Raw genomic sequence first — 23,874 nt, 5'->3', positions numbered from 1 at the left:
GGCCTTGCAGATGGGGGGATGATCTAGGGCGGACCGCCCTAGATCGGCCCATGGTTGAATGCGGGATGGCGTATCCCTCGCAGTCGGCCGAGAAGCGATGATCCGTACCCTGGCGATCGAGGGTTATCGCTCGTTGCGTGACCTCACCGTCGAACTGGCGCCACTCACGGTCGTGACCGGCGCGAACGGCAGCGGCAAGTCCAGCCTGTACCGCGCGCTCCGCCTGCTCGCCGAGGCCGCCCGCAACGGCGCGGTCGCCGCACTGGCCCGCGAAGGCGGCCTGAAGTCCACGCTCTGGGCCGGCCCGGGTCGCAGCGGCCCGGTGGCATTGCGGCTCGGATTCGCCGGCGATGACATCGGCTACGCGATCGATCTCGGGCTGCCGGCACCCAGCTCGTCCGAGTTCAGCTCCGACCCGGAGATCAAACGCGAGGCGCTCTGGACCGGCCCGCTGCTCCGCCCATCCACGCTGCTCGTCGACCGCGCCGGCCCGCTGATCTCGGTCCGCAACGGCCGCGGCCGCCCGGAACCCGCGCTCGAAGCGGTGTCGCCGTTCGACAGCATGCTCAGCGAATACGCCGACGCGCACCTGATCATGGCCCGCGAGCGGATCCGCCGCTGGCGCTTCTACGACCACCTGCGCACGGACGCGGACGCCCCGGCCCGGCGCAGCATCATCGGCACCCGCACGCCCGTGCTCGCCCACGACGGCGCCGACCTGGCCGCCGCCCTCCAGACGATCATCGAGATCGGCGTGGCCGCCACGCTGCACGAGGCCGTCGACGCCGCGTTCCCCGGCAGCCACCTCTCGATCAGCCGCGAGGACAGCGGCCTCCTCACGTTCGCCCTGCACCAGCCCGGCCTGCGCCGCCCGCTCAACGCGCCCGAACTCTCCGACGGCACGCTTCGCTACCTGCTCTGGGTCGCCGCCCTGCTCACCCCGCGCCCACCCGAGCTGCTCGTCCTCAACGAACCCGAGACCAGCCTCCACCCCGACCTGCTGGCCCCACTCACCTCCCTGATCACGACGGCGGCGACCCGCTCACAGGTGATCGTGGTGACGCATGCGCGCGAGCTGACCGCACTCGCGGACGACGCGCAGGTGATCGAACTGGTCAAGGAGGAGGGCGAGACACGGGTCGCCGGCCTGGGCCGCTTCGAGGGCCCGCCCTGGCAGTGGCCGAAACGCTGACGGTCCACTCGCCCGATGCCGGCAGTCGGCTGTCACTGAGCGGCGCGCAGCGCCACGTCGGTGAGGTGGGTGAGGAAGCGGCGGACGGTCTCCCGGTCCGGCTCGGGCAGATCGCGGCAGGCCTGGTCGATGGCGGTGATGACCGGGCCCCAGACCTGCTGGGTGACCTGCCGGGCGGTCTCCGTCTCGGTCACGGTGACCCGGCGACGGTCGGTGCCGTCCCTGGTACGGGCGACGTGGCCGGCCCGTTCCAGGCGGTCGACCATGACGGTGGCCGACGCAGAGCGGATGCCGAGGCGGTCGGCCAGCTCGGCGACGCCCATCGGGCCGTTGCGGGTCAGTGCGTCGATTGCGGACATGTCATTCGGGTTCATGCCCATCACATGGGCCATCCGCCCGACGAGTTGCCGGGAGGCGCCGATGAGGTCGCGGACGGCGAGCGTGGTCGGATCGAGCGTGCCGTACAGCCTCTCGTCGTCGGTCATGGCGAGAAGTAAATCACGCAACTAGTTGCTAGTTTCTCTAGCTAACTCTCACCTCCGGTATCTAGTTTATCTAGGTAACTCTCGGTACCGGGATGAGGAGCTGCCATGAGACGATCCCCGTGCGCCGGGAACCGCCCGACGGCGGGTGGTGACGCCGCCCGCGACCACGTCCGGCGGTACCTGCGGGCGCCCTTCCTCGCCGATCTGGCCCGCCGCGCCCGTGTGGCCTCCCACGACGGCGATGTCGTCACTCCCGGTGTCCCGCGCTCGCTGCGGCGGGTCCTGGAGGAGTGGGCGGTGGACGAATCGACTCCGGACGAGGAGATCGCCGAATTCATCGGATGGCCCGTCGACCGCGTACGCGAACACCGCTGAACCCCTGGAGACGCCGATGAGCCGCAGGCCGTTCAATCCCGTCTTCTGGGCACTCGCGCACCTCGGCAGCCGCGTCCGGGTGCCGTCCCCGCGATTCGCCTTGATCGCCGGCGCGCCCGCGCGGGAGACCGTGTCAGTTCCGACCCGGCACGGCCCGGTGCGCTGCGTCGTCCAGCGTCCCGGCGCCGGCGACCCGAACCCGCCGGTCCTCCTCCACCTGCACGGCGGCGGTTTCGTGAACCGGCACCCGGAGCAAGATCTGCACATCGCGCAACACCTGGCGACGCGGCTCGGCGTCGTGGTGGTGCTGCCCGACTACGACACCGCGCCGGCGGTCAGCTATCCGGTCGCCGAGGAGCAGATGCTTGACGTCGCACAGTGGGCGCGCTCCGGCGGTCGGGGGTGGGATGGGCAACGCCTGCTGCTGTCGGGCATCAGCGCCGGGGCGAAGCTCGCGATCAACATCTGCCAGCTGGGGCCGCGGCCGGTGGCGGTCTCCCTGGTCGTACCGTTCACCGACGCCACGCGCGCCGACCGGACCTCCCCCGGGCACAGGGCAGCGATCAGCCCGTTCGTGCAGCGCTTCGTGCAGTGGAGCTACTTCCCGGACGCCGGGCGGCGACGTGAGCCGCTGGCCTCGCCGCGCCATGATCCGTCGCTTGCCGCGCTGATGCCTCCCACGATCATCCAAACCGGCGCGCTCGACACGCTCGCCGCGGAGGGCCGCGAACTCGCCGACTCGCTGCGGGCGGCCGGAGTGCAGGTGGTGTTCCACGAGCACGACGCTGCCGACCACGACTTCTACACGACCCGCAGCGTGCTGCAGGTACTCGATGCGATCGTCGCGTTCTTCGAGCCCCGGCTACCGCGTGCGCGGGAAGAGCAAGGCTTCTGATCGTGGCGCCGCGGGCGGCGGTAGGCTTCGCGGGTGGCGAGGTACTTTGACGTGCATCCGGACAATCCGCAGCCCAGGACCATCCAGCAGGTGGTGGCGATCCTGCGGCAGGGCGGCCTGATCGCCTACCCGACGGACTCGTGCTTCGCGCTCGGGTGCCTGGTGGGCAACAGGGAAGGGCTGGAGCGGATCCGGGCGATCCGCGGGCTCGACGACAAGCACCACTTCACGCTGATCTGCCGGGACTTCGCGCAGGTGGGACAGTTCGTCCACATCAGCAACGCGGTGTTCCGGTCGGTGAAGGCGGCGATCCCGGGCAGCTACACATTCATCCTGCCGGCCACCCGCGAGGTGCCGAAGCGGCTGCTGCACCCGAAGAAGAAGACCGTGGGGGTACGGGTGCCGGCCCACACGGTCACCCAGGCGCTGCTGGCCGAGCTGGGCGAGCCGCTGTTGTCGACCACGCTGCTGCTGCCGGGCGAGGACGAGGCGCCGGTGCAGGGCTGGGAGATCAAGGAGCGGCTGGACCACCAGCTGGACGCGGTGGTGGACGCGGGCGAGTGCGGCGTGGTCCCGACGACAGTTGTGGACCTGTCGGAGGACGTGCCGGAGGTGCTGCGGGTCGGTGCGGGGGATCCGTCACGGTTCGAAGCATGACCGGCTCGCTGGAGCTCACACAAGACGGGCCGGTAGCAACGGTCACGATCACCAACGTGCGCAACCGGAACGCGATGACCGCGGACATGTGGCGCGCGCTCCCACCCCTGCTGGACGGCCTGCGCGAGCGGACCCGGGTGCTGGTGCTGCGCGGTGCGGCGGGCACGTTCTGCGCGGGCGCGGACCTGGCGAACATCGCGGAGGCGTACCCCGGCGGTGAGGACTCGATCGTGACCCGCGCGGAGGCGGCGCTCGCCGCGTTCCCACACCCCACGATCGCCTATGTCGAAGGCTATGCGATAGGCGGCGGCTGCCAGCTCGCCGTCGCCTGTGACCTGCGGTTCTCCGCGCCGGACGCGGTGTTCGGGGTGCCGCCGGGCAAGCTGGGCATCGTCTACCCGTCCGCGAGCACCCGGCGGCTGACCGCGCTTGTCGGCCCGGCCGTGGCGAAGTACCTGATCTTCTCCGGCGATCCGGTCCCCGCGCCGAGAGCGGCGGAGCTCGGCCTGGTCAACGAGCTCGCCACGCCGGAGCGGCTGGCCGAGTTCACCGCGACCGTCGCGTCCCGGTCCCCGATGTCACTTGCCGCCGCGAAGGCGTTCGTGGAGTCGGACGATCCGGCGCTCGTCGCACACTGGCACGAGATCGGCGTGTCCAGCCCGGACCGCGCCGAGGGCGTGGCCGCCTTCCACGCACGACGCCCGGCGGTCTTCTGACGATCGCGGTTCGCCGGGTACTCCACGGCGAACCGATGGTTCCGTCCGGGTCCGGCGGCGTGCAGAATGCATTGATGGTGATCAGGTTGGCGGCCGTCGCCGCGCTGCTCGCATTGAGTGTTCCCGTGCTCGCCGACGATCTGAAGGCTCCTGTCGAAGGGCTGACCGACCGCAACGGGCCCGCGCCCACGGCGTACCGGCCGGTCGTCGACACCTTCGTGATCCGGCTTCCCTGGTCACAGCTCCAGCCCGCGCCCGGCACGCTCAACACGGCCCCGATCGACGCGGCGCTGGCCGGGGGCACCTCGGTCCGGCTGCGGATCACCGCCGGCGTCGACGCGCCCGCCTGGCTCAAGGGCGCCGATCCGATGCCGTGGTACGCGGACGGCGCGCAGATCGGCACGATCGGCCACTTCTGGGAGCCGGCGTTCGATGCGGCCTACCGGGACCTGCAGCAGCGGCTGGCTGCGGCGTATGACGGCGATTCCCGGCTGCGGGAGGTCGCGGTCTCGCGGTGCACGACCGAGTTCGCGGAACCGTACATCCGGCATATCGGCCAGCTCGCGCTGAACCGGGATGCGCTTGAGGACGCCGGGTATACGGCCGCGGCCGACGACGAGTGCCACCGGGACGAGATCGAGGCGCACGCCGTGTGGCAGCGGACGCGCGCCTACCTGGCGTTCAACCCGTTCCAGCGGATCGACGAGACGACCTGGACCGGGCGGGTCGACCTGCCGTTCACCAAGACGATGATCGACTATTGCCGGACGACGCTTGGGGCGCGGTGCGTGCTCGGCAACAATTCGCTTGACCCGGATCGACCCGCGACTTACGTGGAAATGTACGAATATATCGCGGCGAAGGGTGGGCCGATCTCCTACCAGACCGCGACCGCCGCGAAGATCTGCGAGGGACAGTCGCCGTGCCCGGCCGCGCTGTGGAAGGCGACGCTGCAACTCGCGCTCGACTATGGCGCCGGCGCGGTCGAGCTGCCCGACGGGCCAACCGGTTACACCTCCTGGCCGGTCGCCGGCCTGCAGACCTACGACGATCAGCTCACCGCTGTGCCATGATCACCCACTCCAGGTTCGGCGGTCCGGGGCGTCACGCACGTCCCGTACCGTGAAGCCCGCATTCCGCAAAGATCTTTCAAGCTCGTCGAGGGTACGGAACCGGAGCGTCGAATCCGAGGTCAACTCCGCGCCGTCCGGGAAGCGGTAGGTGTACCGGAACGACACAAGCGGCGGCGCCACCTCCGTCACCCACGCTACGACGCCGGTCAGCGGTAGAACGGGTCCGGGGCGTCGGCGGAGGGTGGGCGGGCCAGCGGGAGCGTGCTCAGCGCCCGGCCCAGCTGAGCTGCGGCCGAGTCCGTCACGCGGCCGACCGGGACCGGAGGGACGGTCAGCGGCTCCGGGGAGACCAGCAGCATGGCCGGGGTGGGGAAGTTGCGGTCGCCGACGACCGAGACGGAGCCGAGGACGGCCTCGGTGGGGGCGTCCATCTCGAACTGGTGCCACTCGTCGGGGCGGGGCGCGGGGCGTACCCCCTGGTGGGCCTTTGATCGTCCCAGCCAGGCGATCGACGCGACGATAAGCGGGCCGTCCGGGGCGGACGTGGTGGCCTTGAGGCGCAGGTAGGGGGCGTCGACCTCGCAGAGGACGCGCCACCAGGCCAGGCCGCGGCTGGTCGCGGACGCCACGTAGGCATACAGGCGGTCGGGGGCGGGTGGGGGCAGCGTCGCGGCGTGCGGCGCGGGGGTGGGGACGATCGGGCCGACGTCGGCGAACGCGCGAAGCAGCGGGGCCGGGTCGGGGACGCGGGTGCGCACCTCGGGGACCGCGGGGGCGAGCGCGTCGGGATGGCGGCGGACCAGGTCGCGGAGCACGCCGGCCAGCGCGGGGTGGCGGGCGGCGGCGCTGGTCAGGAGCGTGAGCAGGCGTACCCGCTGATGGTGTGCGGCTCTGGGCACGAAGAGCGCGAGGTCGGCGGCACGCAGTGGGGCGCCGGCGGGCAGCAGCGCGCGGACGACAAGCTCCTCCGCGACCAGGTCGGGCCGGACCTGGCGCCAGCGGCCGCCGCGCTCCGCGGGGTAGAGGTCGGCCAGCCAGGCGTCCACGTCGCCGGCGCCGTGGTGGGATCCGAGCAGCGTGCGGGCCTCGTCCTCGGTGGCGGCGCCGAAGAGCGTGGCGATCGCGACGAGCCGGGTGCGGGCCGCGCGGTTGGGGGCGATCCGGTGGCGGTCCGCGACCCGGTTGAGGTAGCGGTCCTCGTGGCGGAGCAGCGCGGCGAGCGGGTCGTGGTAGTAGCGGCCGGCGTCCGGAAGCGGCCGGCCGATTGCCCAGAGCAGCGCGGCGGCCTGCAGCGTCAGCGCGTGGGCGAACGCGGGCAGGCCCTCGGTCATCGGCCGCGGCGACTGCTCGACCACTGCGGTGTAGGGGCGGCCGGGCATGCCCCTGTCGAAGACCTCGGCGAACGCGCGGGCGGCGCGGCGCTGTTCGGCCGCGCGCAGGGCCGGGTCGGGATAGAGCGGGCCGAGCGCGAGGGTACGGATGCCGGCCAGCCTCGTCCGGTCGGAGAGCCCGGACATCCAGGCGCCCGCGGACCGGGACAGCATCAGCGCGCGCACCCGGGCCCGGCGGCCCATGGCGAGCCGGTCGAGCACCTCGGCGAGCAGCGCGGGCGGCCGGGACTCCGCGTCGTCCACGATGATCAGGGTAGGTGCGATCGGGCCGTCGACCGCGTCCAGCCCGGCGATCAGGCGGCGCAGGTCCCCGGCGACGCCGCCGAGCCAGCCCTGCGCGCGCAGCCGGGTGAGCAGCTCGGCCGCGAGCCGGGTCTTGCCCTCGCCGGACGGCGCGTGCATGAGCATGTGGACCGTGCGGTCCTCCGCGTTGCACCAGGCGGTGAGGTCGCGGATCTCCCGGACCCGGCCGCGGAACGGCACCACCGCCGCCTCCGCGGTGAGCAGCGGCGGGTACGGGCCCTCGGCCGCGCGGGTGACGATCCGGTCCGGGCCGGCGTACGGGTCGACAAGCGCGTACGCCAGCTCGACCGGCTCGGTGACTGCGGGGCGCTTGGCGAACCTGCCCACCGGCCGGGCGAACGTGCGGTCGCGCAGCAGCCGCCAGACCGGGGCCAGCGAGAGCGAGCGGCGGCCCGGCCGGTACGCGTCGTCGGTGATCACGCCGAGTAGCAGACCGTTCGCGAAGACCGGCGCGCCGGCCAGCCCGGGCGGGAGCGGGTCCGTGTCGAGTTCCAGCTGGTAGAGGCCGTCGGAGACGCGGACCCGGCCGGACAGGGCGACCGGCAGCTCCTCGTCCTCGGGCTCGGGCGGCTCCTCCTCGACGTGCTCGTCAAGGTCGAGTTGCAACGCTTCCAGCCGCCGCAGCGCGGAGATCGGGTCCGGTGGCCCGGTCACGATCCGGGTCTGCCGGGTCGGCCCGCCGGCCCACTCCGGCCGTGGTTGGGGTCCTGCGGGCCGGGCGGTCCCGATCGGCCGCACGTTGGCGTCCGCCGCGGTCGGCGCGCGCTGTGCGGGGATCTCCGCGACCGGCGGGCTGAGCGCGAGCGCGGACACGACCAGCTCGGTCCCGGACGACAGCACCCGCCCGAACCTGGTGGCCGGGCAGCCGGTCTCCCCCGCGCTGGCCGGCACCTCGACGAGCGCGACCTCCATCACCGGGTCGGACCAGATCAGCCGGCCCGGCGTCGACCCGGGATGCCCCGGGTAGCCCTCGACCTCCACCGCGTCGTCGAGCCGGCCCGGGTGGTGTTCCGCGGTCAGCACGAGGCCGTCCGCGATCACGTAGCCGAGCGGCCGGTCAGCGGCGCCGATCACCCGGACGAGACGGCTGGGCTCCGCCACTAGACGACGACTCCGCCACGCAACATTCCACGATGGACTATTGCCGGGGCCACGATCGTCCCTCCCACCGCTCCGCACACATCCGCCTACAACATTGTGATCCACCCGACCACGTTTCGCGCCCCGGACACAAGGGACGCTCAGCGGAATATCAGCGGCCGTGCAGCCGACCCGACGCCGACTATGCGAGCGGCACCACCTCGGGGGCGCCCAGCCGGGTCGCGTCGGCGGTCTCGTCGTCGGGCTCCTCCTGGGAGGCGCGTTCGGCCTCGACGCGCAGCCGGTAGTGCTCGATCTCGCGGCGGGTCTGCTCGTCGGTCCAGCCCAGCGCGCCGGCCATCAGCGACGCGACCTCCGGCAGCGCCTCCAGTCCCCGGTCGAACGTCTCGATCGAGATGCGGGTGCGCCGGGTCATCACGTCCTCGATGTGGCGGGCGCCCTCGGCCGTCACCGCGTAGACGACCTCGGCGCGCAGGTAGTCGTCGGCGCCGGACAGCGCCGCGCCGAGCGAAGGGTCGGCCGCGATCAGCGCCAGCACCTCGTGGATCAGTGATCCGTACCGGCCGAGGAGGTGCTCGATCCGGGCGACGTGCAGGCCGGAGGAGGCGGCCAGTCCACGGCGCTGGTTCCACAGCGCGGCGAAGCCCTCGGCGCCGGACAGTGGCACCCGCGCGGTGACGGACCGCGGGATCGCGCCGCCGAGGTTGTGTGCGGCCGCGTTCACCGCATCCGCCGCCATGACACGATAAGTCGTATATTTTCCGCCGGCGACCACGACCAGTCCCGGCTGCGGCGACGCCACAGTGTGCTCCCGGGACAGCTGCGACGTCGACTCCGACTCGCCGGACAGCAGCGGACGCAGTCCGGCATAGACGCCCTCCACGTCCGCGCGTGTCAGCGGCCGGGCCAGCACCCGGTTGACCTCGGCAAGCAGGTAGTCGATGTCCTTGCGGGACGCGGCCGGGTGCGCCTTGTCAAGCGCCCAGTCACTGTCAGTCGTGCCCACGATCCAGTGCCGGCCCCAGGGGATCACGAACAGCACCGACGACGCGGTCCGCAGGATCAGCCCGGTGGAGGACTGGATGCGGTCGCGCGGCACCACCAGGTGGATGCCCTTCGACGCGCGCACGTGGAACTGCCCACGCTCCCCCACCAGTCCCTGCGTGTCATCGGTCCACACGCCGGTCGCATTGATCACCTGCCGGGCACGGATGTCGAACTCGCGGTCGTACTCCAGGTCCCGCACCCGCACGCCCGTCACCCGCGCGCCCTCCCGCAGGAACCCGATCACCCGTGTCCGTGACGCCACGTGAGCGCCGTAGGCGGCAGCGGTCCGGACCAGGAACATCGTGTGCCGCGCGTCGTCGAGCTGCGCGTCCGAGTACTGCAGCGCTCCGACCAGGCTGTCCTTCCTCAGCGCCGGGCAGGTGCGCAACGCCTGCCGCCGGGTCAGGTGCCGGTGCGGTGGCAGCCCGCCGCGGCGCGCAAGCACGTCGTAGAGCAGCACGCCCGCGCCCGCATACGCCCGCTCCCAGGCCCGGTGCCGCAGCGGGTAGAGGAACCGCACCGGCCGCGCCAGGTGCGGGGCCAGCACGGACACGATCAGCCCGCGTTCGCGCAGCGCCTCCCGGACCAGCGCGAAATCGAGCATCTCCAGGTAGCGCAGACCGCCGTGAATCAGTTTGCTCGACCGGCTCGACGTGCCGCTCGCCCAGTCGCGCGCCTCCACCAGCCCGACGCTCAGCCCGCGGGTGACCGCGTCGAGCGCGCACCCGGCGCCGACCACGCCGCCGCCGATCACCACCACGTCGAGTTCCGGCCCGTCGGCAAGCGCTTCGAGCGCGGCCACACGTGCGGCAGGTGACAGATCCGTCATGCTGCAACCACCAATCAAGATCAAAATCTTGCTACGGTACGCCGCTGTCCGTTCCCGGCTCCTGCCGTGCTCACCACGCCGTCCTCGGGGGCGGGCGTTCACCCGCCCCCGGGACCTTCGGATCAGTCCACGTCCACCCAGCCGAGCGTGCGCTCGACCGCCTTCTTCCACCGGCCGTACCCCTGCTCGCGCTGCTCCGCGTCCCAGTTCGGCGTCCAGCGCTGCGACTCGTTCCAGTTCGCCCGCAGCTCGTTGGTGTCCTTCCAGAAGCCGACCGCGAGCCCGGCCGCGTACGCCGCACCGAGCGCTGTGGTCTCCGCGACGACCGGACGGCTGACCGGCACGCCGAGCACGTCCGCCTGGAGCTGCATGCACAGGTTGTTGGCCGTGACGCCGCCGTCAACCTTGAGCACGTCGAGCGTGACGCCGGAGTCCTCGCGCATCGCCTCGACCACGTCGCGGCTCTGGTAGCAGATGGACTCGAGCGTGGCGCGGGCGATGTGCGCGCTGGTGTTGTAGCGGGACAGGCCGACGATCGCGCCGCGCGCGTCCGACCGCCAGTACGGCGCGAACAGCCCGGAGAACGCCGGCACGAAGTAGACCCCGCCGGAGTCGGAGACCTGCGCGGCCAGGGACTCGCTCTCCGCCGCGTTGCCGATGATCCGCAGCTGGTCGCGCAGCCACTGCACGGCCGACCCGGTGACCGCGATCGAGCCTTCCAGCGCGTAGACCGGCGCGGCGTCACCCAGCTGGTACGCCACTGTGGTCAGCAACCCGTTGCTCGACCGGACCAGCTCGGTGCCGGTGTTGAGCAGCATGAAGTTGCCGGTGCCGTAGGTGTTCTTGGCCTCGCCGACGTTGAAGCACACCTGCCCGACGGTGGCCGCCTGCTGGTCGCCGAGGTCGCCGGTGATCTGGACCTCGCCGCCGAGCGGACCGGACACGCGGCACACGCCGTACCCGGACGCGTCCGACGACGGCCTGATCTCCGGAAGCATGGACCGCGGGATGCCGAAGAACCCGAGCAGTTCGTCGTCCCACTGCAGCGTCTCGAGGTTCATCAGCATGGTCCGGGACGCGTTGGTGACGTCCGTGACGTGCCGGCCGCCGTCCACGCCGCCGGTGAGGTTCCACAGCAGCCAGCTGTCAGTGTTGCCGAAGATCGCGTCGCCGCGCTCGGCCGCCTCCCGCACGCCGTCGACGTTCTCCAGGATCCACTGGATCTTGCCGCCGGAGAAGTAGGTGGCCGGTGGCAGGCCCGCCTTCTGCCTGATCACGTCGCCGCGGCCGTCCCGGTCGAGGGCGGAGGCGATCCGGTCGGTCCGGGTGTCCTGCCAGACGATCGCGTTGTAGTAGGGACGGCCGGTGCGCCGGTCCCAGACCACAGTGGTCTCGCGCTGGTTGGTGATGCCGAGCGCGGCCAGGTCCGTCGCGCCGAGGTTCTGCTTGGCCATCGCGGTCCGGGCGACCGCCACGGTCCGCTCCCAGATCTCGATCGGGTTGTGCTCGACCCACCCGGCCTGCGGCAGGATCTGCTCGTGTTCGAGCTGGTGGCGGCCGACCTCGTTACCGCCGTGGTCGAAGATCATGAACCTGGTGCTGGTCGTCCCCTGGTCTATCGCGCCGACGAAATCAGCCATCGGGTGCCCTCTCTGTGAGAATGCGGGGGCGCGCTCCACGTCGTACCCCCGCATGATCTTGATCTTTGCTTGTCAGACGCTCGCACGCTGGGAAGGAACGTCCGGCTCGGCGACCGGCTCGGGCTGCGCGGGCAGGAAGCGGCCGATGAGCGTCTGGTAGAGCCCCGCGCCGAGCACGCCGCCGACAAGCGGGCCGACGATGGGTATCCAGAAGTACAGATAGCCGTTCTGATCGCGGAACGCGCCCTCGTATCCGGTGAGGAACGAGGCCAGCCGCGGGCCGAGGTCACGGGCCGGGTTGATCGCGTAGCCGGCGTCCGTGCCCCAGGCCATGCCGATCGCGACCACGATCAGGCCGACGATGAACGGGGCCAGGTTCGCGGCCGGCGGTGTGTTCGCCACGTCCGTCACGGCCAGGATCAGGAACAGCAGGATCGCGGTGCCGATCACCTGGTCCCGGAACGCGCCCCACTCGCCGACCGGCAGCGCGCCGTTGCCGGGCAGCGTGGAGAACACACCCTGGGTCTTGATCGTCAGGCCGGGGTCGAACGCGTTGAGCACCTCTGAATAATTCCAGCGGACGATGAGCGCGGCGACGAACGCGCCGAGCAGCTGGGCCAGCGCGTACGGCCCGACCTTGCGCCAGGAGAAGCCCTTGAAGACCGCGAGCGCCACGGTGACCGCGGGGTTGAGGTGCGCGCCGCTGATCCGGCCCGCGACGTAGACGCCGAGCGTGACGCCGAGGCCCCATGCCCAGGCGATGCTGTCGTGGTCGCCGATCCCGCCGGCGACGACCTGTGCGACGACGCCGCACCCGAAGAGAATGAGGATCAGGGTCCCGGCGAACTCCGCGGCCAACTCGCCAGTCAGGCCGCCGGGGATTCTGAGTCGCTGTGCCATCCGAACTCCTTTACGGAGACGTTGCGCATCGGTTACCGGTGATGACGCTATGGACGGTCAACATTGATCGTCAACGAAGGCAGGTCGACATTGTCGAACCGCCGTCCATGGGCGAGTCTGTATGCATGCCGGGCCCGGTGCAGTCGATCGAGCGGGCGGCCGCGATGCTGCGACTGCTCGCGACCAGCCCTGGGCGGCGACTCGGCATCGTGGAGATCGCCCGCTCGCTCGACCTGGCGAAGGGCACCGCGCACGGGATCATGCGGACGCTGCAGCGCGTCGGCTTCGTCGAGCAGGACCCGGACGGGAAATATCTGCTCGGCACCGCACTGCTGCACCTCGGCACGTCCCAGCTGGACGTGAACGAGCTTCGCTCCCGCTCGATCAACTGGGCGGACCCGCTTGCCGCGCGCAGCGGCGAGGCGGTCCGGATCGGCACGGTGCGTGAGGGGCACGTGCTCGTCGTGCACCACGTGTTCCGGCCGGACGACACGCTGCAGACGCTCGATACGGGTGCTCTGCTCCCGTTGCATGCCACTGCGCTGGGGAAAGTGCTGCTGGCGTACGACTCGTCGGCGTTTGCTTCTTTGCGCACCTTGGAGGCCTTCACCCGCCGGACCGTGACGTCGCCCCGCGAGCTCGCCCGCTCCCTCACCGCCGTGCGGGACGCCGGCTGGGCGTTCGAGGCCGGCGAGATGACGCCCGGGGAGGCCTCGATCGCGGCGCCGATCCGCGGGCACGGCGGGCTCGTGGTGGGCGCGATCGGGATCTCCGGCGCGGTCGACCGGCTGTGCTCCGCGTCGCTGCGGCCCGACGCCCGGCTTGTCGGATACATACGGGACGCGGCGCGGGCCGTGTCCCGGGATCTCGGGGGCCGGGCATGACCGAGCGGTACGTCGTCGCGATCGACCAGGGCACCACCTCCACCCGCTGCATCGTGTTCGACAGGCGGGGGCGGCTGCACGCGGTGGCGCAGCAGGAGCACCACCAGCACTATCCGCGGCCGGGGTGGGTCGAGCACGACGCGATGGAGATCTGGCACCACGTGCGGAAGACCGCGGCGGCCGCGCTCGGGTCGGCCGGGATCACGCTCGACCAGGTGGCGGCGCTCGGGATCACGAATCAGCGCGAGACGACTGTGCTGTGGGACCGGCACACCGGGCGGCCTGTCGCGCGGGCGATCGTCTGGCAGGACACCCGGACGGACTCGCTTGTGACCTCGCTTGCCGCCGCGCCCGGGGCGGAGAGCATCCCGAAGCGGTCCGGGCTGCCGCTGGCCACCTACTTCTCGGCGCCGCGGATCCGGTGGCTGCTTGACCACACGCCGGGGTTGCGGGCGCGGGCCGAGGCGGGCGACATCCTGTTCGGGACGATGGAGACCTGGCTGATCTGGAACCTGACCGGCGGGTTGCACGTCACGGACGTGACGAACGCGTCGCGGACGCTGCTGATGGATCTCCACACCCTGGCCTGGGACCCGGATCTATCAGCTTTTTTCGGCATTCCTGAGGCTATGCTGCCGGAGATCCGGCCGTCGGTGGGCGTGCTCGGGACCTGCACCGACGTGTTCAAGGGCGTGCCGATCGCGGCCGCGCTCGGCGATCAGCAGGCCGCGCTCTTCGGCCAGACCTGCTTCACCCCGGGCGAGGCGAAGTGCACGTACGGCACCGGCAGCTTCCTGCTGCTGCACACCGGCCTCGAACCTGTCGCCTCCACCCACGGCCTGCTCAGCACGGTCGCCTACCAGATCGCCGGCGAGCCGCCCTGCTACGCACTTGAAGGCTCGATCGCGATCACCGGCTCGCTCGTGCAGTGGTTCCGCGACCAGCTCGGCCTGATCACCACCGCGCCCGAGATCGAGACGCTGGCCCGGACCGTCGCGGACAACGGCGGCTGCTACATCGTCCCCGCGTTCTCCGGCCTGTACGCCCCGCACTGGCGCAGCGAGGCGCGCGGCGTGATCGTGGGGCTGACCAGCTACATCACCAAGGGTCACCTGGCCCGGGCGGTGCTTGAGGCAACCGGCTGGCAGACCCGCGAGGTGGTCGACGCGATGAACGCGGACTCCGGCCTCACACTCACCACGCTCAAGGTCGACGGCGGCATGACCTCGGACAACCTGCTCATGCAGTTCGTCGCGGACGTGCTCGACGTGCCCGTGGTCCGCCCGATGGTCGCGGAGACGGTGGCGCTCGGCGCGGCCTACGCGGCAGGGCTCGCGGTCGGCTACTGGCCGGACCTGGCCGCGCTGCGCGAGCTGTGGCACCGCGCCGGGCAGTGGCTGCCGAACATGAGCCCGGACCTGCGCGAGGCCGAATATTCCAACTGGCGGCGTGCCGTGGCGCACACCTTCGACTGGATCCAGCCGTCGGGAGGTTGACAGACGTCGCTGTGTGACAGGCCTACCGTCAGGTTGACCACAGTGGACGATCTTCGGGGGACGTACCTGTGCTACGCGTGCATTTCACCGCCGCCGACCTGGCCCGTACCACAATCGCCGACCAGCCCGACCCGCTCTGGGAAGTGCTGCTCAGCCTCCATCAGACCCAGACCCGCGACGGACAGCCGACGTTCGGCTCCTGGCGGCGGCGGGCGGCCACCGCACCGCGCGCCGACCTGGCGCTGCTGCGGGAACTGGCGCCGCCGACCGGGTACTCGCCGGACTTCCTCACACCTGGCGCTGCCGGCGACGACCTCGGCACCGCGCTCGACCGCCTCTCCTCCACCCCCACCGCGCGGCTGCACACCGAGCTGGCCTACCTCGCCACCCGTACGCCGGCCACACCGTGGACGCGGGACCTGGGCAGCGGGCGGGCCGAGGCGGTGCGGCGGCTGAGCGGGGCGGTGCGCTCCTACTACGACACGGCGCTCGGGCCGTACTGGCCGTCGATCCGCCGGCACCTCGCCAACGACCGCGCCCGCCGCGTCGACACCATGGCCCGGCACGGCATCGAGGGAATGCTCGCCGGGCTGCACCCACGCATCAGGTGGCGCGCACCGGTGCTGGAGATCCTCGACTTCGCGGACGCCGACCTCCACCTGGACGGCCGCGGGCTGCTGCTGCAACCGTCGTTCTTCTGCTGGGTCGCCCCGACCAAACTGCGCGACCCCACACTGCCACAGACGCTTGTGTACGCGACCGCGCCGCCACCAGGTGCGCTCGACCCCGACACCGGGCCCGCCGGGCTGGCCGCACTGCTCGGGCGGACCCGCGCGCTCGCGCTGGAGGCCACCGCGTCCGGCTGCACGACGAGCGAGCTGGCCCGGCGCTGCGGCGTCTCGCTCGCGTCCGCAAGCCAGCAGGCCGCCGTCCTGCGCGGCGCCGGCCTGATCACCACCCGGCGGGACGGCGGCGCGGTCCGGCACGAGATCACCCACCTCGGGCTCGGCCTGCTGAACGCGAGGTCCTGAGGTTTTTCCCGGCCGGCCACGGATCCCCCGGCCGCGGGAGCGCGCGGAAACGGTCACCGGCGGAGGCGGGAGAAACGTCTTTGACCTGGTCTTTTTCGTCAGGGACGAAATGGTTGGCCGCGCCGCCGCGGGCTGACAGGCTCGTCGGCATGACATTGCGAAGACTGTGGAGTGTGGCGGGGGCCGCGCTGCTGGGTCTGCTTCTCGGCGGCGCCGCCCTGCCCCCGGCGGCTCGGGCGGACGCGTGCGCGCCAATCGGCAGTGGTGGCTCCGCGGCGGCACGGCGGGCGGTCGAGGCCGCGTGTGGCGTCGTCGGGCGGCCTTACGCGTGGGCGGGCGGGCACGACGGACTGCCCGGCCCGTCGCAGGGCGAGGTGGACGAGAGCGACCCGGAGGACAGCGCGCACGACCCCGAGTACTGGAGTTTCGACTGCTCCGGCTTTGTGCGCTGGGCCTGGTACGCCGCGACCGGCGTGGATCTGCTCGGTCCCGGGACGGTGGCGACGCAGCACTCGGTGCAGTCCGCGAAGGCGTCCAACCAGGTGTTCAGCGCCGCGCAGGGCACCGCGCCGCTGCTGCCCGGCGACCTCCTCTACTACAGCGACCTCGGCCACACCACGCTCTACCTGGGTGGCGGCCTGATGGTGGAGGCGCGCGAGTCCGGCGACCTCGTGAAGGTGTCGCAGTGGCGGGCGGACCGGTATCAGGGCGCGATCCGGATCGGCGGCACCCAGCCGGAGCCGCCGTACCGCTACCCCGGCCTGGGCGCGTCGTTCAAGACGTGGGGCTCCCCCAGCTACCGGACCACGCGGACCGGCGGCGCCGCCGCGTTCACCGGCAGCGGGCACTCGGTGCTGGTGCGGGCGCTCTGCCAGGCGGACGGCCAATCGGTGACGGCCGGCGGCTACACCAACCACATCTGGTCCTACCTGGCCGACTACAAGCTCTGGGTCAACAACGTGTACATCCAGGGCGCGGAGGTGCTGCCCGGCGTGCCCGCCTGCACGCAGTACCCGGAGATCGGCGGCGGCTACACCCCGCCGGGCGGGGGCGGGGGCGGTTGTGTCGACGGGAGCGTGCCGGACGGCGCCGGTGCCCGCAGCCCGCGGACGATCACGCTGCTCGGCCGCACGATCGAGCTGCGGTACAGCGACGCCACCGAGTGCGCGTGGGGGCGTCTCACCAACGGCACGGCCGGCGACCAGGTCTGGACCGACCGCAGCTCGGACAACGGCGTCACCTGGACGTCGAAGCTGGGTCTGACCGGCGTCACGTCCGGCACCGACGCGGTCACCACGCAGTGGAACGACTCCGGCGTGGTCATGCGCGCCTGCGGCCTGCCCGCCGGCCGCACGGACTCCGCCTGCACCGGCTGGTTCTGAGCCGCCCGGGGGTTCGGGCCGCTCACGGGGACGGCCCGAACCCCGGTGGCCTAACGGCTCAGGTGCGCGCGGGCCCACTCCGCGAACGGCGTGAGCGGGATGCCGAGCGCCCGCGCGAACTCCGGCCGGGCCGGCTGGCCCGCGACCTGCAGGAACGCGTGGGACAGCGCCGCATAGCCCGGCATGCCGGCGGCGAGCGCCTGTTCCTCGGTCATGTCCGGCGCGACCACCTCGGTGCCGAGCGCGTCGGAGAGCGCCGCCGCGATCTCCGCCATCGTCAGATAGTCGCTGGCCAGCTCCAACTCCACCCGGTCGAACCGTTCCGGCGCGAGGAACGCGGCGGCCGCCGCCCGGCCGATGTCGGCGACCGCGACGAGGGAGAGGTGGGTGGTCGGCTTGAGGACGGTGGCCAGGCCGCCCTCGACGCCACGCGGGAACAGGTAGGCGGTGGCCGGCAGCAGGTTCTCCATGAAGAAGCCCGGCTTGAGCAGGGTGTAGTGCGGGAAGCCCGCGTCGCGTACCGCCGCCTCCGCTCCGATCTTGGCCTTGTAGACCTGGGCCATCGGCGTCCAGCGGCCCTCGGCCCAGCCCGGCGCCTCGGTGTGCCGGCCCGCGCCGGAGACGGACGTGTGCACGAACTGCTCCACACCGGCCGCCCGCGCGGTCTCGATCAGGTTGACGGCCTGGGTCAGTTCGCCGTCGAAGTCGGGTACGCCGTCCGTGAACTCGGGCATCTGCACCGAGAAGACCGCGCGGGCGCCGTCCGCGGCGTCGGCAAGCGAGTCCCGGTCGCGCAGATCGCCGACGCGCAGCTCGGCGCCGTTGCGGGCCAGCTCCCGCGCGCGGCCGGACTCGCGGTCGCGGACCAGCGCGCGGACCGGGACACCGGCCGCGAGCAGCTCACGGGCGGTGGCGCCGCCCTGTTGCCCGGTGGCGCCGACTACCAGAACGGTCATGACAGACTCCTCGCTCCACAAAACGGCGGGGGCCGCCGCTTCGATGAGGTTACGATATGGCGGACCCCGCCGTTTATGCAAGGAGGCGACATGACAGCGCAGCGCGCCGACGCCCGCCGCAACTACGCGCTGCTGCTCGCGGTCGCGTCCGAGGCCGTGGCCACGCACGGCGCCGACGCCTCGCTCGAGCAGATCGCGCGTACCGCAGGCGTCGGCTCCGGTACCGTCCGCCGCCACTTCCCCACCCGGCACGCGCTGCTCGCCGCGGTCTTCCACGACCGGATCGAGGCGCTCTGCGACCGGGCCCGCGAGCGTGCGGAACACGCGCCCCCACGGGAGGCGCTGCTGGAGTGGCTGGGCCTGTTCGCCGCGGAGGCGGCCACCATCGGCGGACTGGCGACCGCGCTGAACCGGGACCGCACCGGCGGCGCACCAGGCGACGTCTACTGCGCGACCGATCAGCTCATCAGCGCCGGCGAGCCGCTGGTCCGGCGCGCGGCGGACCAGCTGACGCCGGGCGCGACAATCACTGATCTGCTGGCGCTCGTCACCGGAATCGCGCTGGCCACCGAGGGACACGCGGCTCCGGCTGCGGAGGCGGAACGGCTGCTCGCGCTTGCGGTGCAGGGGATCAGCCCACAGCGGCGGTGAATCCCCCAAACCCTCCAGACCCTCCAGACCCTGGTCGGCCGTTTCCGCTTCTGAACGCCGGCCGGCAGGATCAGCCCGCGAGCCGCCCGTCCCGTGGGCCGAAGGTGGCGAGCGCCTCACCGTCGCCGGCCGGATCGCGCAGGTTCTCCTCCGCCCACCGCGCCACCCCGGGCAGCCCGGACCCCGCCACCACGGCCGCGACAAGCACGTCCGGGTCGATGAGCGTGCGGCCCATCGAGACGACGCCTGCCGACAGGATCGCCCAGTGCGCGCCCCGGCGGCCGTACGGAAGACCCACGCTGCCCGGGTTCACCACAAGCCGCCCCTCGGCCAGCCGAAGGAACGGCATGTGGGTGTGTCCACACACGACCGTCTGCACCTCGTCCGGCAGGCCGGCGAGCACCTCGCGCCACCGTGCGAGCCGGCTGTCGACAAGCGCGACCTCCTCGTCGTCCCGCGGCGTCGCGTGACAGAAGCGCACCGGGCCGAAGCCGTCCACCTCGAGCGTCACCTGCTCCGGCATCGCGTCAAGCAGCGCCTGATGGTCCGGCCGAAGCTGCGCCGCGCCCCACACGGAGAGCGGATCGTCCGCAAGCCCGACATCGATGCCGCGCGACATCTGGAGCAGTTCCCGGTCCGCGTTCCCGCGCACCAGCACCGCCCGGCCGCCCAGCGACACCAGCAGGTCGAGCACCTCGGCCGGCTGCGGACCCCAGGTGTGGTCGCCGGTGACCACGATCAGATCGGCGCGCGCCACAGCGGGCTCGGCGAGCACCCGCTCAAGCGCGGGCAGCACACCGTGGATGTCGGACAGCACCGCGACAGTGGAGACCATCAGATCATCATGCTTCCTCGAATCGCCGTCCCGAAGCGCTCCCCCCGCTGACGTACCGTGGAGATCTTTGGACGACGACTGACGCGGAGGACCTCGGGGGTACGAGCGCTAGCTCTTGCGGGCGAGGATCAGCAGGCAGCGTGGGGTGCCGTCCGGATAGGACCCGAACGAGGGCAGCGGCTTCGTGTCCACCGCGAAGCCGGCCGCGGCCAGATCGTCGCGCAGCGCCCGCGGCGGCGTCGTGCGGTAGTACATGACGAACGGGGGCCGCCAGACCGCGTTGCGGACGCGCATGACGGTGTCGAAGCCGAGCATCACCCAGTGCGCCGGGTGCAGGATCGGCGGGGGTGTGCCGATGGCGAAGGCGAAGAGGCCGCCGGGATTGAGCGCGCGGTGCACCCCCTCGAACAGTGCCGGCCGCTCGGCGGGAAGGAAGTGGCCGAGCGCCCCGAAGCTGACCGCGAGATCGAAACCGCCGTTGAACGGGAGCGCCCGCGCGTCCGCCCTTACCAGCGTGGCCGCCGGGTGTGCGCTGTGCGCCCGGGCGAGCATGCCGGTGCTGAAGTCGACGCCGGTGATCGGCCCGTCGCACACGGCCGAGAGCACGGAGAGCCCGGCGCCGGTGCCGGTGCACACGTCAAGCGCGGTGTGGAACGGGCCCAGCCCGGTGAGCGCTTCCGTGGTGGCGGTGAGCATCCGCTGCGGCGTACGGAACGGCGTGTGGTCGAACGTGGGTGCCAGCAGGTCGTAACCGCGTTCCACCGAGGTCATCGCCTGGACGCACAGTTCACGAAGTGACGGGCCGTGGGCGGAGAACATCAGCCGAGGTTACCCGCCGGAGGACGCGAAACGGTCCTTCCCGTGGTGGAGAAGGACCGTCGGTCAGGCTTCCTGCCGGCGTTGGTACTGCTGGTTCTGGCGGAGGGCCTCTTCGAGCTGGTCCTCGAGAATGATGATGCGGCAGGCGGCGTCCAGGGGTGTGCCCTGGTCGACCATCTCGCGCGCGCGGGCGGCGAGGCGAAGTTGGTAGCGGGAGTAGCGTCGGTGGCCGCCGCCGGAGCGGAGCGGGGTGATCAGTTTCGCTTCACCGAGCCGGCGCAGGAAGTCCTGCGAGGCACCGGTTATCTCCGCGGCGCGACCCATGGTGTAGGCGGGGTAGTCGTCGTCACCGAACATGTCCTCGGATTGGGTCATATACACATCTTCTCCATGACGAGGGCCCCGGCGCTGCATGCGCCGGGGCCCGGGACTACGGGTGGAAAACACCATCTACCGGCACGTTCGCCGGCTTGTCGTGTCCACGCCCATCGCCTGTGACGGCGTAGGGCGCGAGGATCGCGTATGCGTGACCGGAGACCACCTCTCGTTCGATGGAAACTGCGGTGTCCGCGCCCGTGAGCTGTCGAAGCCTCCCGGTTGCGGGCGATCCAACGGTGTGTTCTGCCCTCCCTTTCCTCTGCGTTCTCTAACTGTGGTGCGGTGTTGCTGCCCGCCGGTGTCGAAGCCCCACGCAACCTCATGGCCTCCACACGTGCGACGCGCGGTCTTGCTTCACGGTCTGACTCGTCAGCCCTGATACAAGGTCTGACTCGTCAGCAGCTTCCCGTGATCTCTTTCTTCAACAGCAGGAACATTAACCACTCCCGGCAAGGATGTCTAGTACACCGGTCATAGATTTTCTCGGCGTGTCGCGAGCTCCTGCAGACCTCGTTCCCAGCGCTCCCGGCGCTCCTCCGGCGTCTGCTCCCACCAGGGGACACCACGCTCACCGAGGGCCACCTTCGCGAGTTGCACCCGGGCGCGCGCCGACGCCGGATCCTGGCCGGCACGCAGTGCGGCGCCGACGTCCCGGCGGGCGGACATCAAGGCTTTGCGCAGCTCCGCACCCACCTCCTCCGGAATGCCGGGGTCGGTGGCCCGCCACCGGCGCCCGGAGATGATGACGAAGTGGCCGTCCTCGGTGCGCTCCTGATCCACCACGGTGATCTACCCGGGCCCGCCCACCCGAATCGTCGATACACGACGATGCGTGGCGGTCCACCCGACCGGCGGTTCCAGCAGGCTTCCGATGCTGACAATTGTCGGCACGCTCGACACCACTGACATCCGGCGGGTGTCGGACCAGCTGGCGTCGCACGGCGCGGAGCAGGTGGTGATCGACGGCGCGGCCCACATGATCAATCTGGACCGGCCGGCGGAGTTCATGGCGGCGCTGCGGGGCTTCCTCGCTAAGGTCTGATCATGGGGATATCCACGTACCTCGCCGGTCTCCGCCGGCGCGTCGGGCACGACATGCTGATGCTGCCGAGCGTCTCCGGTGTGATCGTCAACGACGCCGGTGAGCTGCTGCTTGAGCGCCGCAGTGACGACGGCCGCTGGTCCGTGCCGTCCGGCGTGATCGATCCGGACGAGCAGCCGGCAGACGCGATCGTGCGCGAGGTGCTTGAGGAGACCGGCCTGCACGTGGTGGTGGAGCGGCTGGCCGGGGTGGCGATGCACCCGGTCAGCTACCCGAACGGGGACGAGTGCCAGTACCTGAACCTGTGGTTCCGGTGCCGGCCGGTCGCCGGGAACGCGTTCGTGGCGGATGACGAGTCGCTTGCCGTCGGGTGGTTCGCCGAGGAGGCGCTGCCGGAGCTGAACGACTATGAGCGGCTGCGCATCGAGACCACGCTGCGTGGCGGGGAGACCTCATGGTTCGCGCCGGCCGGGTCGCCGGTGGCCGCGCTCGGGTTCTGACCTCCCGTACCCCCTGCGGCGTTTGACTTTTGATTGGCTAACGGTTATCCATAGGCGGTCTACGGGAAGGAGGCGGGCGGTGCAGGACGTGGTGCTGGCCATGCTGGCGAAGGAGCCGGCGCACGGCTACGAGCTGCGCGCCCGCGTGCGCGACGCGCTCGGCCCGCTCGGCGAGGCGATGAACGCCGGGCAGATCTACGTCACGCTGACCCGGCTCGCCAAGGCCGGCCTCGTCGAGTCCACCCACGACGAAGGGCTGCCCGACCGGCCCGACCGGCGCGTCTACGACCTGACACCGGCCGGGCGGGAGCGCGTCGCCGCCTGGCTGACGGAGGTGACCTGGCCCAAACCGGACATCACCGAGTTCCACCTGAAGCTGGTGGCCGCCGGGGCCGCCCGGCTCGCCGACCCGGTCGACCTGGTGGACGCACAGCGGCGCGAGGTGATGCGCCGCATCCGGGAGGCGCAACGCGCCGCCCTGGACCGCGCGGTCGACCCGATCGCCGGGCTGTTGCTGGAGGGGGTCGTGCTGCGGCTGCGCGCCGACCTGGAGTGGCTGGAGGCATGCGAGCGCATGTGGACGGGACGGACGGCATGACGGCGCTGCGGGCACGCGGACTCACCAAACGGTACGGCTGGAACGACTCCCTGGTCCGCGCGGTCGACGCGATCGACCTGGACGTGCCACCGGGCCAGACCCTGGCGATCATGGGGCCGAGCGGCTGCGGCAAGTCGACGCTGCTTCACCTGCTCGGCGGCCTGCAACGCGCGACGTCGGGCGAGCTGTGGGTGGCCGGGCAGCGCATCGACACGATGAGCGAGCGCAGGCTGGCGAAGCTGCGTCGGCATCAGATCGGGCTGGTGTTCCAGTCGTTCCACCTGATGGACGAGCTCACCGCCGTCGAGAACGTCGAGATGGCGGCGCTGCTCGCCGGCACCGCGCCACGGCAGGCCCGCCGCCGGGCCCTGCACCTGCTCGACCAGGTCGGTCTGGCCGACCGGGCCGCGCACCTGCCGTCCGAGCTGTCCGGCGGCCAGCGCCAGCGGGTGGCGATCGCCCGCGCCCTCAGCAACGAGCCGCACCTGGTGCTGGCCGACGAGCCGACAGGCAACCTGGACACCGCCGCGACGCTCGACGTGTTGCGGCTGTTCGAGGAGATGCGGCTGGCCGGCCAGACACTCGTCGTGGTCACGCACGACGCACGCATCGCGGCGATCGCGGACCGGGTGATCTCCATGCGGGACGGCGCGTTCGCGGACGACAGCATGTTCGCCGACTCCTACGCGCACTGAAGC

At 71.7% G+C, this 23,874-nt stretch carries 26 protein-coding genes; 15 read left to right on the top strand and 11 right to left on the bottom strand.

The features are described from left to right. Positions 1-97: 97 nt before the first annotated feature. Positions 98-1,192, top strand: coding sequence for an AAA family ATPase (locus tag ACIA8K_RS18710; RefSeq protein WP_396060469.1), 1,095 nt, complete (start codon positions 98-100; stop codon positions 1,190-1,192). A gap of 32 nt (positions 1,193-1,224) precedes the next feature. Here the strand turns inward: ACIA8K_RS18710 and ACIA8K_RS18705 are convergent, their stop codons facing one another. Continuing rightward, positions 1,225-1,677 (bottom strand): MarR family winged helix-turn-helix transcriptional regulator, encoded by a 453-nt coding sequence (locus tag ACIA8K_RS18705; RefSeq protein WP_396060467.1) that lies wholly within the window; start codon positions 1,675-1,677, stop codon positions 1,225-1,227. A gap of 105 nt (positions 1,678-1,782) precedes the next feature. Between ACIA8K_RS18705 and ACIA8K_RS18700 the strand changes: the two genes are divergently transcribed. The 5 genes from ACIA8K_RS18700 to ACIA8K_RS18680 all read left to right on the top strand — a co-directional run bounded on the left by ACIA8K_RS18700 (position 1,783) and on the right by ACIA8K_RS18680 (position 5,393). Then, entirely contained in the window at positions 1,783-2,052 is a 270-nt protein-coding gene (locus ACIA8K_RS18700) for a hypothetical protein (protein WP_396060464.1), read from the top strand. Positions 2,053-2,068: 16 nt separating this feature from the next. Then, positions 2,069-2,947 (top strand): alpha/beta hydrolase fold domain-containing protein, encoded by an 879-nt coding sequence (locus tag ACIA8K_RS18695; RefSeq protein WP_396060462.1) that lies wholly within the window; start codon positions 2,069-2,071, stop codon positions 2,945-2,947. 33 nt (positions 2,948-2,980) lie between these two features. Then, complete coding sequence (locus ACIA8K_RS18690; protein ID WP_396060459.1) at positions 2,981-3,604, top strand: L-threonylcarbamoyladenylate synthase; 624 nt, start codon at positions 2,981-2,983, stop codon at positions 3,602-3,604. Further along, positions 3,601-4,320, top strand: a complete 720-nt coding sequence (locus tag ACIA8K_RS18685; RefSeq protein ID WP_396060456.1) for an enoyl-CoA hydratase/isomerase family protein — start codon at positions 3,601-3,603, stop codon at positions 4,318-4,320. Before ACIA8K_RS18690 ends, ACIA8K_RS18685 begins: the two co-directional genes overlap by 4 nt. A 74-nt stretch (positions 4,321-4,394) precedes the next feature. Next, a complete protein-coding gene (locus ACIA8K_RS18680) occupies positions 4,395-5,393 on the top strand; it encodes a hypothetical protein (protein ID WP_396060454.1) in 999 nt (332 codons plus the stop codon). Here ACIA8K_RS18680 and ACIA8K_RS18675 read toward each other — a convergent pair whose 3' ends face one another. The 5 genes from ACIA8K_RS18675 to ACIA8K_RS18655 form a co-directional block, all read right to left on the bottom strand. Next, positions 5,394-5,582, bottom strand: coding sequence for a hypothetical protein (locus ACIA8K_RS18675; protein ID WP_396060451.1), 189 nt, complete (start codon positions 5,580-5,582; stop codon positions 5,394-5,396). It abuts the gene before it with no gap. Between the two features lie 17 nt (positions 5,583-5,599). Beyond that, positions 5,600-8,188, bottom strand: coding sequence for a hypothetical protein (locus tag ACIA8K_RS18670; protein WP_396060448.1), 2,589 nt, complete (start codon positions 8,186-8,188; stop codon positions 5,600-5,602). 181 nt (positions 8,189-8,369) lie between these two features. Further along, the gene (locus ACIA8K_RS18665) at positions 8,370-10,064 is read right to left on the bottom strand and encodes a glycerol-3-phosphate dehydrogenase/oxidase (RefSeq protein WP_396060445.1); all 1,695 of its coding nucleotides are present in this window, start codon (positions 10,062-10,064) and stop codon (positions 8,370-8,372) included. 122 nt (positions 10,065-10,186) lie between these two features. Then, positions 10,187-11,704 (bottom strand): glycerol kinase GlpK, encoded by a 1,518-nt coding sequence (glpK, locus tag ACIA8K_RS18660; protein WP_396060442.1) that lies wholly within the window; start codon positions 11,702-11,704, stop codon positions 10,187-10,189. Positions 11,705-11,776: 72 nt separating this feature from the next. Then, positions 11,777-12,604, bottom strand: coding sequence for an MIP/aquaporin family protein (locus ACIA8K_RS18655; protein ID WP_396060439.1), 828 nt, complete (start codon positions 12,602-12,604; stop codon positions 11,777-11,779). Between the two features lie 125 nt (positions 12,605-12,729). Here ACIA8K_RS18655 and ACIA8K_RS18650 point away from each other — a divergent pair, with 125 nt between their 5' ends. The 4 genes from ACIA8K_RS18650 (at position 12,730) to ACIA8K_RS18635 (ending at position 17,397) form a co-directional block, all read left to right on the top strand. Then, positions 12,730-13,488 carry an IclR family transcriptional regulator gene (locus ACIA8K_RS18650; protein WP_396060436.1) on the top strand — a complete coding sequence of 253 codons (759 nt, stop codon included), beginning with the start codon at positions 12,730-12,732 and terminating at the stop codon, positions 13,486-13,488. Further along, complete coding sequence (gene glpK / locus ACIA8K_RS18645) at positions 13,485-14,984, top strand: glycerol kinase GlpK (protein ID WP_396060433.1); 1,500 nt, start codon at positions 13,485-13,487, stop codon at positions 14,982-14,984. Before ACIA8K_RS18650 ends, glpK (ACIA8K_RS18645) begins: the two co-directional genes overlap by 4 nt. Before the next feature lie 68 nt (positions 14,985-15,052). Continuing rightward, complete coding sequence (locus tag ACIA8K_RS18640; RefSeq protein ID WP_396060430.1) at positions 15,053-16,015, top strand: ArsR/SmtB family transcription factor; 963 nt, start codon at positions 15,053-15,055, stop codon at positions 16,013-16,015. Positions 16,016-16,164: 149 nt separating this feature from the next. Then, positions 16,165-17,397 (top strand): NlpC/P60 family protein, encoded by a 1,233-nt coding sequence (locus tag ACIA8K_RS18635; RefSeq protein ID WP_396060428.1) that lies wholly within the window; start codon positions 16,165-16,167, stop codon positions 17,395-17,397. A 50-nt stretch (positions 17,398-17,447) separates the two neighbouring features. Here ACIA8K_RS18635 and ACIA8K_RS18630 read toward each other — a convergent pair whose 3' ends face one another. Continuing rightward, on the bottom strand, positions 17,448-18,353 hold the full coding sequence (locus ACIA8K_RS18630; protein WP_396060425.1) for an NmrA/HSCARG family protein: 906 nt from the start codon (positions 18,351-18,353) through the stop codon (positions 17,448-17,450). A 90-nt stretch (positions 18,354-18,443) separates the two neighbouring features. On the opposite strand from ACIA8K_RS18630, the gene ACIA8K_RS18625 reads away from it, so the two are divergent. Next, entirely contained in the window at positions 18,444-19,004 is a 561-nt protein-coding gene (locus ACIA8K_RS18625; RefSeq protein WP_396060423.1) for a TetR/AcrR family transcriptional regulator, read from the top strand. Positions 19,005-19,074: 70 nt separating this feature from the next. Here the strand turns inward: ACIA8K_RS18625 and ACIA8K_RS18620 are convergent, their stop codons facing one another. The 4 genes from ACIA8K_RS18620 to ACIA8K_RS18605 all read right to left on the bottom strand — a co-directional run bounded on the left by ACIA8K_RS18620 (position 19,075) and on the right by ACIA8K_RS18605 (position 21,819). Then, positions 19,075-19,839, bottom strand: a complete 765-nt coding sequence (locus ACIA8K_RS18620) for a metallophosphoesterase family protein (RefSeq protein WP_396060421.1) — start codon at positions 19,837-19,839, stop codon at positions 19,075-19,077. 108 nt (positions 19,840-19,947) lie between these two features. Further along, positions 19,948-20,658, bottom strand: coding sequence for a class I SAM-dependent DNA methyltransferase (locus ACIA8K_RS18615; protein ID WP_396060418.1), 711 nt, complete (start codon positions 20,656-20,658; stop codon positions 19,948-19,950). A gap of 63 nt (positions 20,659-20,721) precedes the next feature. Further along, positions 20,722-21,033: a MerR family transcriptional regulator gene (locus ACIA8K_RS18610; RefSeq protein ID WP_396060415.1), complete on the bottom strand. Its 312-nt coding sequence runs from the start codon at positions 21,031-21,033 to the stop codon at positions 20,722-20,724. Between the two features lie 474 nt (positions 21,034-21,507). Next, positions 21,508-21,819, bottom strand: coding sequence for a hypothetical protein (locus tag ACIA8K_RS18605; RefSeq protein WP_396060413.1), 312 nt, complete (start codon positions 21,817-21,819; stop codon positions 21,508-21,510). A gap of 88 nt (positions 21,820-21,907) precedes the next feature. Between ACIA8K_RS18605 and ACIA8K_RS18600 the strand changes: the two genes are divergently transcribed. From ACIA8K_RS18600 to ACIA8K_RS18585, 4 genes are all read left to right on the top strand, one after another. Beyond that, the gene (locus tag ACIA8K_RS18600) at positions 21,908-22,078 is read left to right on the top strand and encodes an alpha/beta fold hydrolase (protein ID WP_396060411.1); all 171 of its coding nucleotides are present in this window, start codon (positions 21,908-21,910) and stop codon (positions 22,076-22,078) included. 2 nt (positions 22,079-22,080) lie between these two features. Next, positions 22,081-22,578, top strand: a complete 498-nt coding sequence (locus ACIA8K_RS18595) for an NUDIX hydrolase (RefSeq protein ID WP_396060409.1) — start codon at positions 22,081-22,083, stop codon at positions 22,576-22,578. Between the two features lie 79 nt (positions 22,579-22,657). Continuing rightward, positions 22,658-23,176 carry a PadR family transcriptional regulator gene (locus ACIA8K_RS18590; RefSeq protein ID WP_396060406.1) on the top strand — a complete coding sequence of 173 codons (519 nt, stop codon included), beginning with the start codon at positions 22,658-22,660 and terminating at the stop codon, positions 23,174-23,176. Next, complete coding sequence (locus ACIA8K_RS18585) at positions 23,143-23,871, top strand: ABC transporter ATP-binding protein (protein ID WP_396060403.1); 729 nt, start codon at positions 23,143-23,145, stop codon at positions 23,869-23,871. Before ACIA8K_RS18590 ends, ACIA8K_RS18585 begins: the two co-directional genes overlap by 34 nt. Positions 23,872-23,874: the final 3 nt, after the last annotated feature.

It is taken from the genome of Catenuloplanes sp. NPDC051500, from assembly GCF_044454585.1.
Classification (GTDB): domain Bacteria; phylum Actinomycetota; class Actinomycetes; order Mycobacteriales; family Micromonosporaceae; genus Catenuloplanes.
The sequence above is the reverse complement of the archived record's forward strand: the minus strand, read 5'-3'. Positions and strand labels throughout refer to the sequence as shown.

Bases quoted from the DNA above. Each gene is read 5' to 3' on its own strand.
- ACIA8K_RS18710 (WP_396060469.1), top strand. From the start codon at position 98: ATGATCCGTACCCTGGCGATCGAGGGTTATCGCTCGTTGCGTGACCTC.
- ACIA8K_RS18705 (WP_396060467.1), bottom strand. From the start codon at position 1,677: ATGACCGACGACGAGAGGCTGTACGGCACGCTCGATCCGACCACGCTC.
- ACIA8K_RS18700 (WP_396060464.1), top strand. From the start codon at position 1,783: ATGAGACGATCCCCGTGCGCCGGGAACCGCCCGACGGCGGGTGGTGAC.
- ACIA8K_RS18695 (WP_396060462.1), top strand. From the start codon at position 2,069: ATGAGCCGCAGGCCGTTCAATCCCGTCTTCTGGGCACTCGCGCACCTC.
- ACIA8K_RS18685 (WP_396060456.1), top strand. From the start codon at position 3,601: ATGACCGGCTCGCTGGAGCTCACACAAGACGGGCCGGTAGCAACGGTC.
- ACIA8K_RS18680 (WP_396060454.1), top strand. From the start codon at position 4,395: ATGGTGATCAGGTTGGCGGCCGTCGCCGCGCTGCTCGCATTGAGTGTT.
- ACIA8K_RS18665 (WP_396060445.1), bottom strand. From the start codon at position 10,064: ATGACGGATCTGTCACCTGCCGCACGTGTGGCCGCGCTCGAAGCGCTT.
- glpK (WP_396060442.1), bottom strand. From the start codon at position 11,704: ATGGCTGATTTCGTCGGCGCGATAGACCAGGGGACGACCAGCACCAGG.
- ACIA8K_RS18655 (WP_396060439.1), bottom strand. From the start codon at position 12,604: ATGGCACAGCGACTCAGAATCCCCGGCGGCCTGACTGGCGAGTTGGCC.
- ACIA8K_RS18650 (WP_396060436.1), top strand. From the start codon at position 12,730: ATGCCGGGCCCGGTGCAGTCGATCGAGCGGGCGGCCGCGATGCTGCGA.
- glpK (WP_396060433.1), top strand. From the start codon at position 13,485: ATGACCGAGCGGTACGTCGTCGCGATCGACCAGGGCACCACCTCCACC.
- ACIA8K_RS18635 (WP_396060428.1), top strand. From the start codon at position 16,165: ATGACATTGCGAAGACTGTGGAGTGTGGCGGGGGCCGCGCTGCTGGGT.
- ACIA8K_RS18630 (WP_396060425.1), bottom strand. From the start codon at position 18,353: ATGACCGTTCTGGTAGTCGGCGCCACCGGGCAACAGGGCGGCGCCACC.
- ACIA8K_RS18625 (WP_396060423.1), top strand. From the start codon at position 18,444: ATGACAGCGCAGCGCGCCGACGCCCGCCGCAACTACGCGCTGCTGCTC.
- ACIA8K_RS18620 (WP_396060421.1), bottom strand. From the start codon at position 19,839: ATGGTCTCCACTGTCGCGGTGCTGTCCGACATCCACGGTGTGCTGCCC.
- ACIA8K_RS18615 (WP_396060418.1), bottom strand. From the start codon at position 20,658: ATGTTCTCCGCCCACGGCCCGTCACTTCGTGAACTGTGCGTCCAGGCG.
- ACIA8K_RS18610 (WP_396060415.1), bottom strand. From the start codon at position 21,033: ATGACCCAATCCGAGGACATGTTCGGTGACGACGACTACCCCGCCTAC.
- ACIA8K_RS18600 (WP_396060411.1), top strand. From the start codon at position 21,908: ATGCTGACAATTGTCGGCACGCTCGACACCACTGACATCCGGCGGGTG.
- ACIA8K_RS18595 (WP_396060409.1), top strand. From the start codon at position 22,081: ATGGGGATATCCACGTACCTCGCCGGTCTCCGCCGGCGCGTCGGGCAC.
- ACIA8K_RS18585 (WP_396060403.1), top strand. From the start codon at position 23,143: ATGCGAGCGCATGTGGACGGGACGGACGGCATGACGGCGCTGCGGGCA.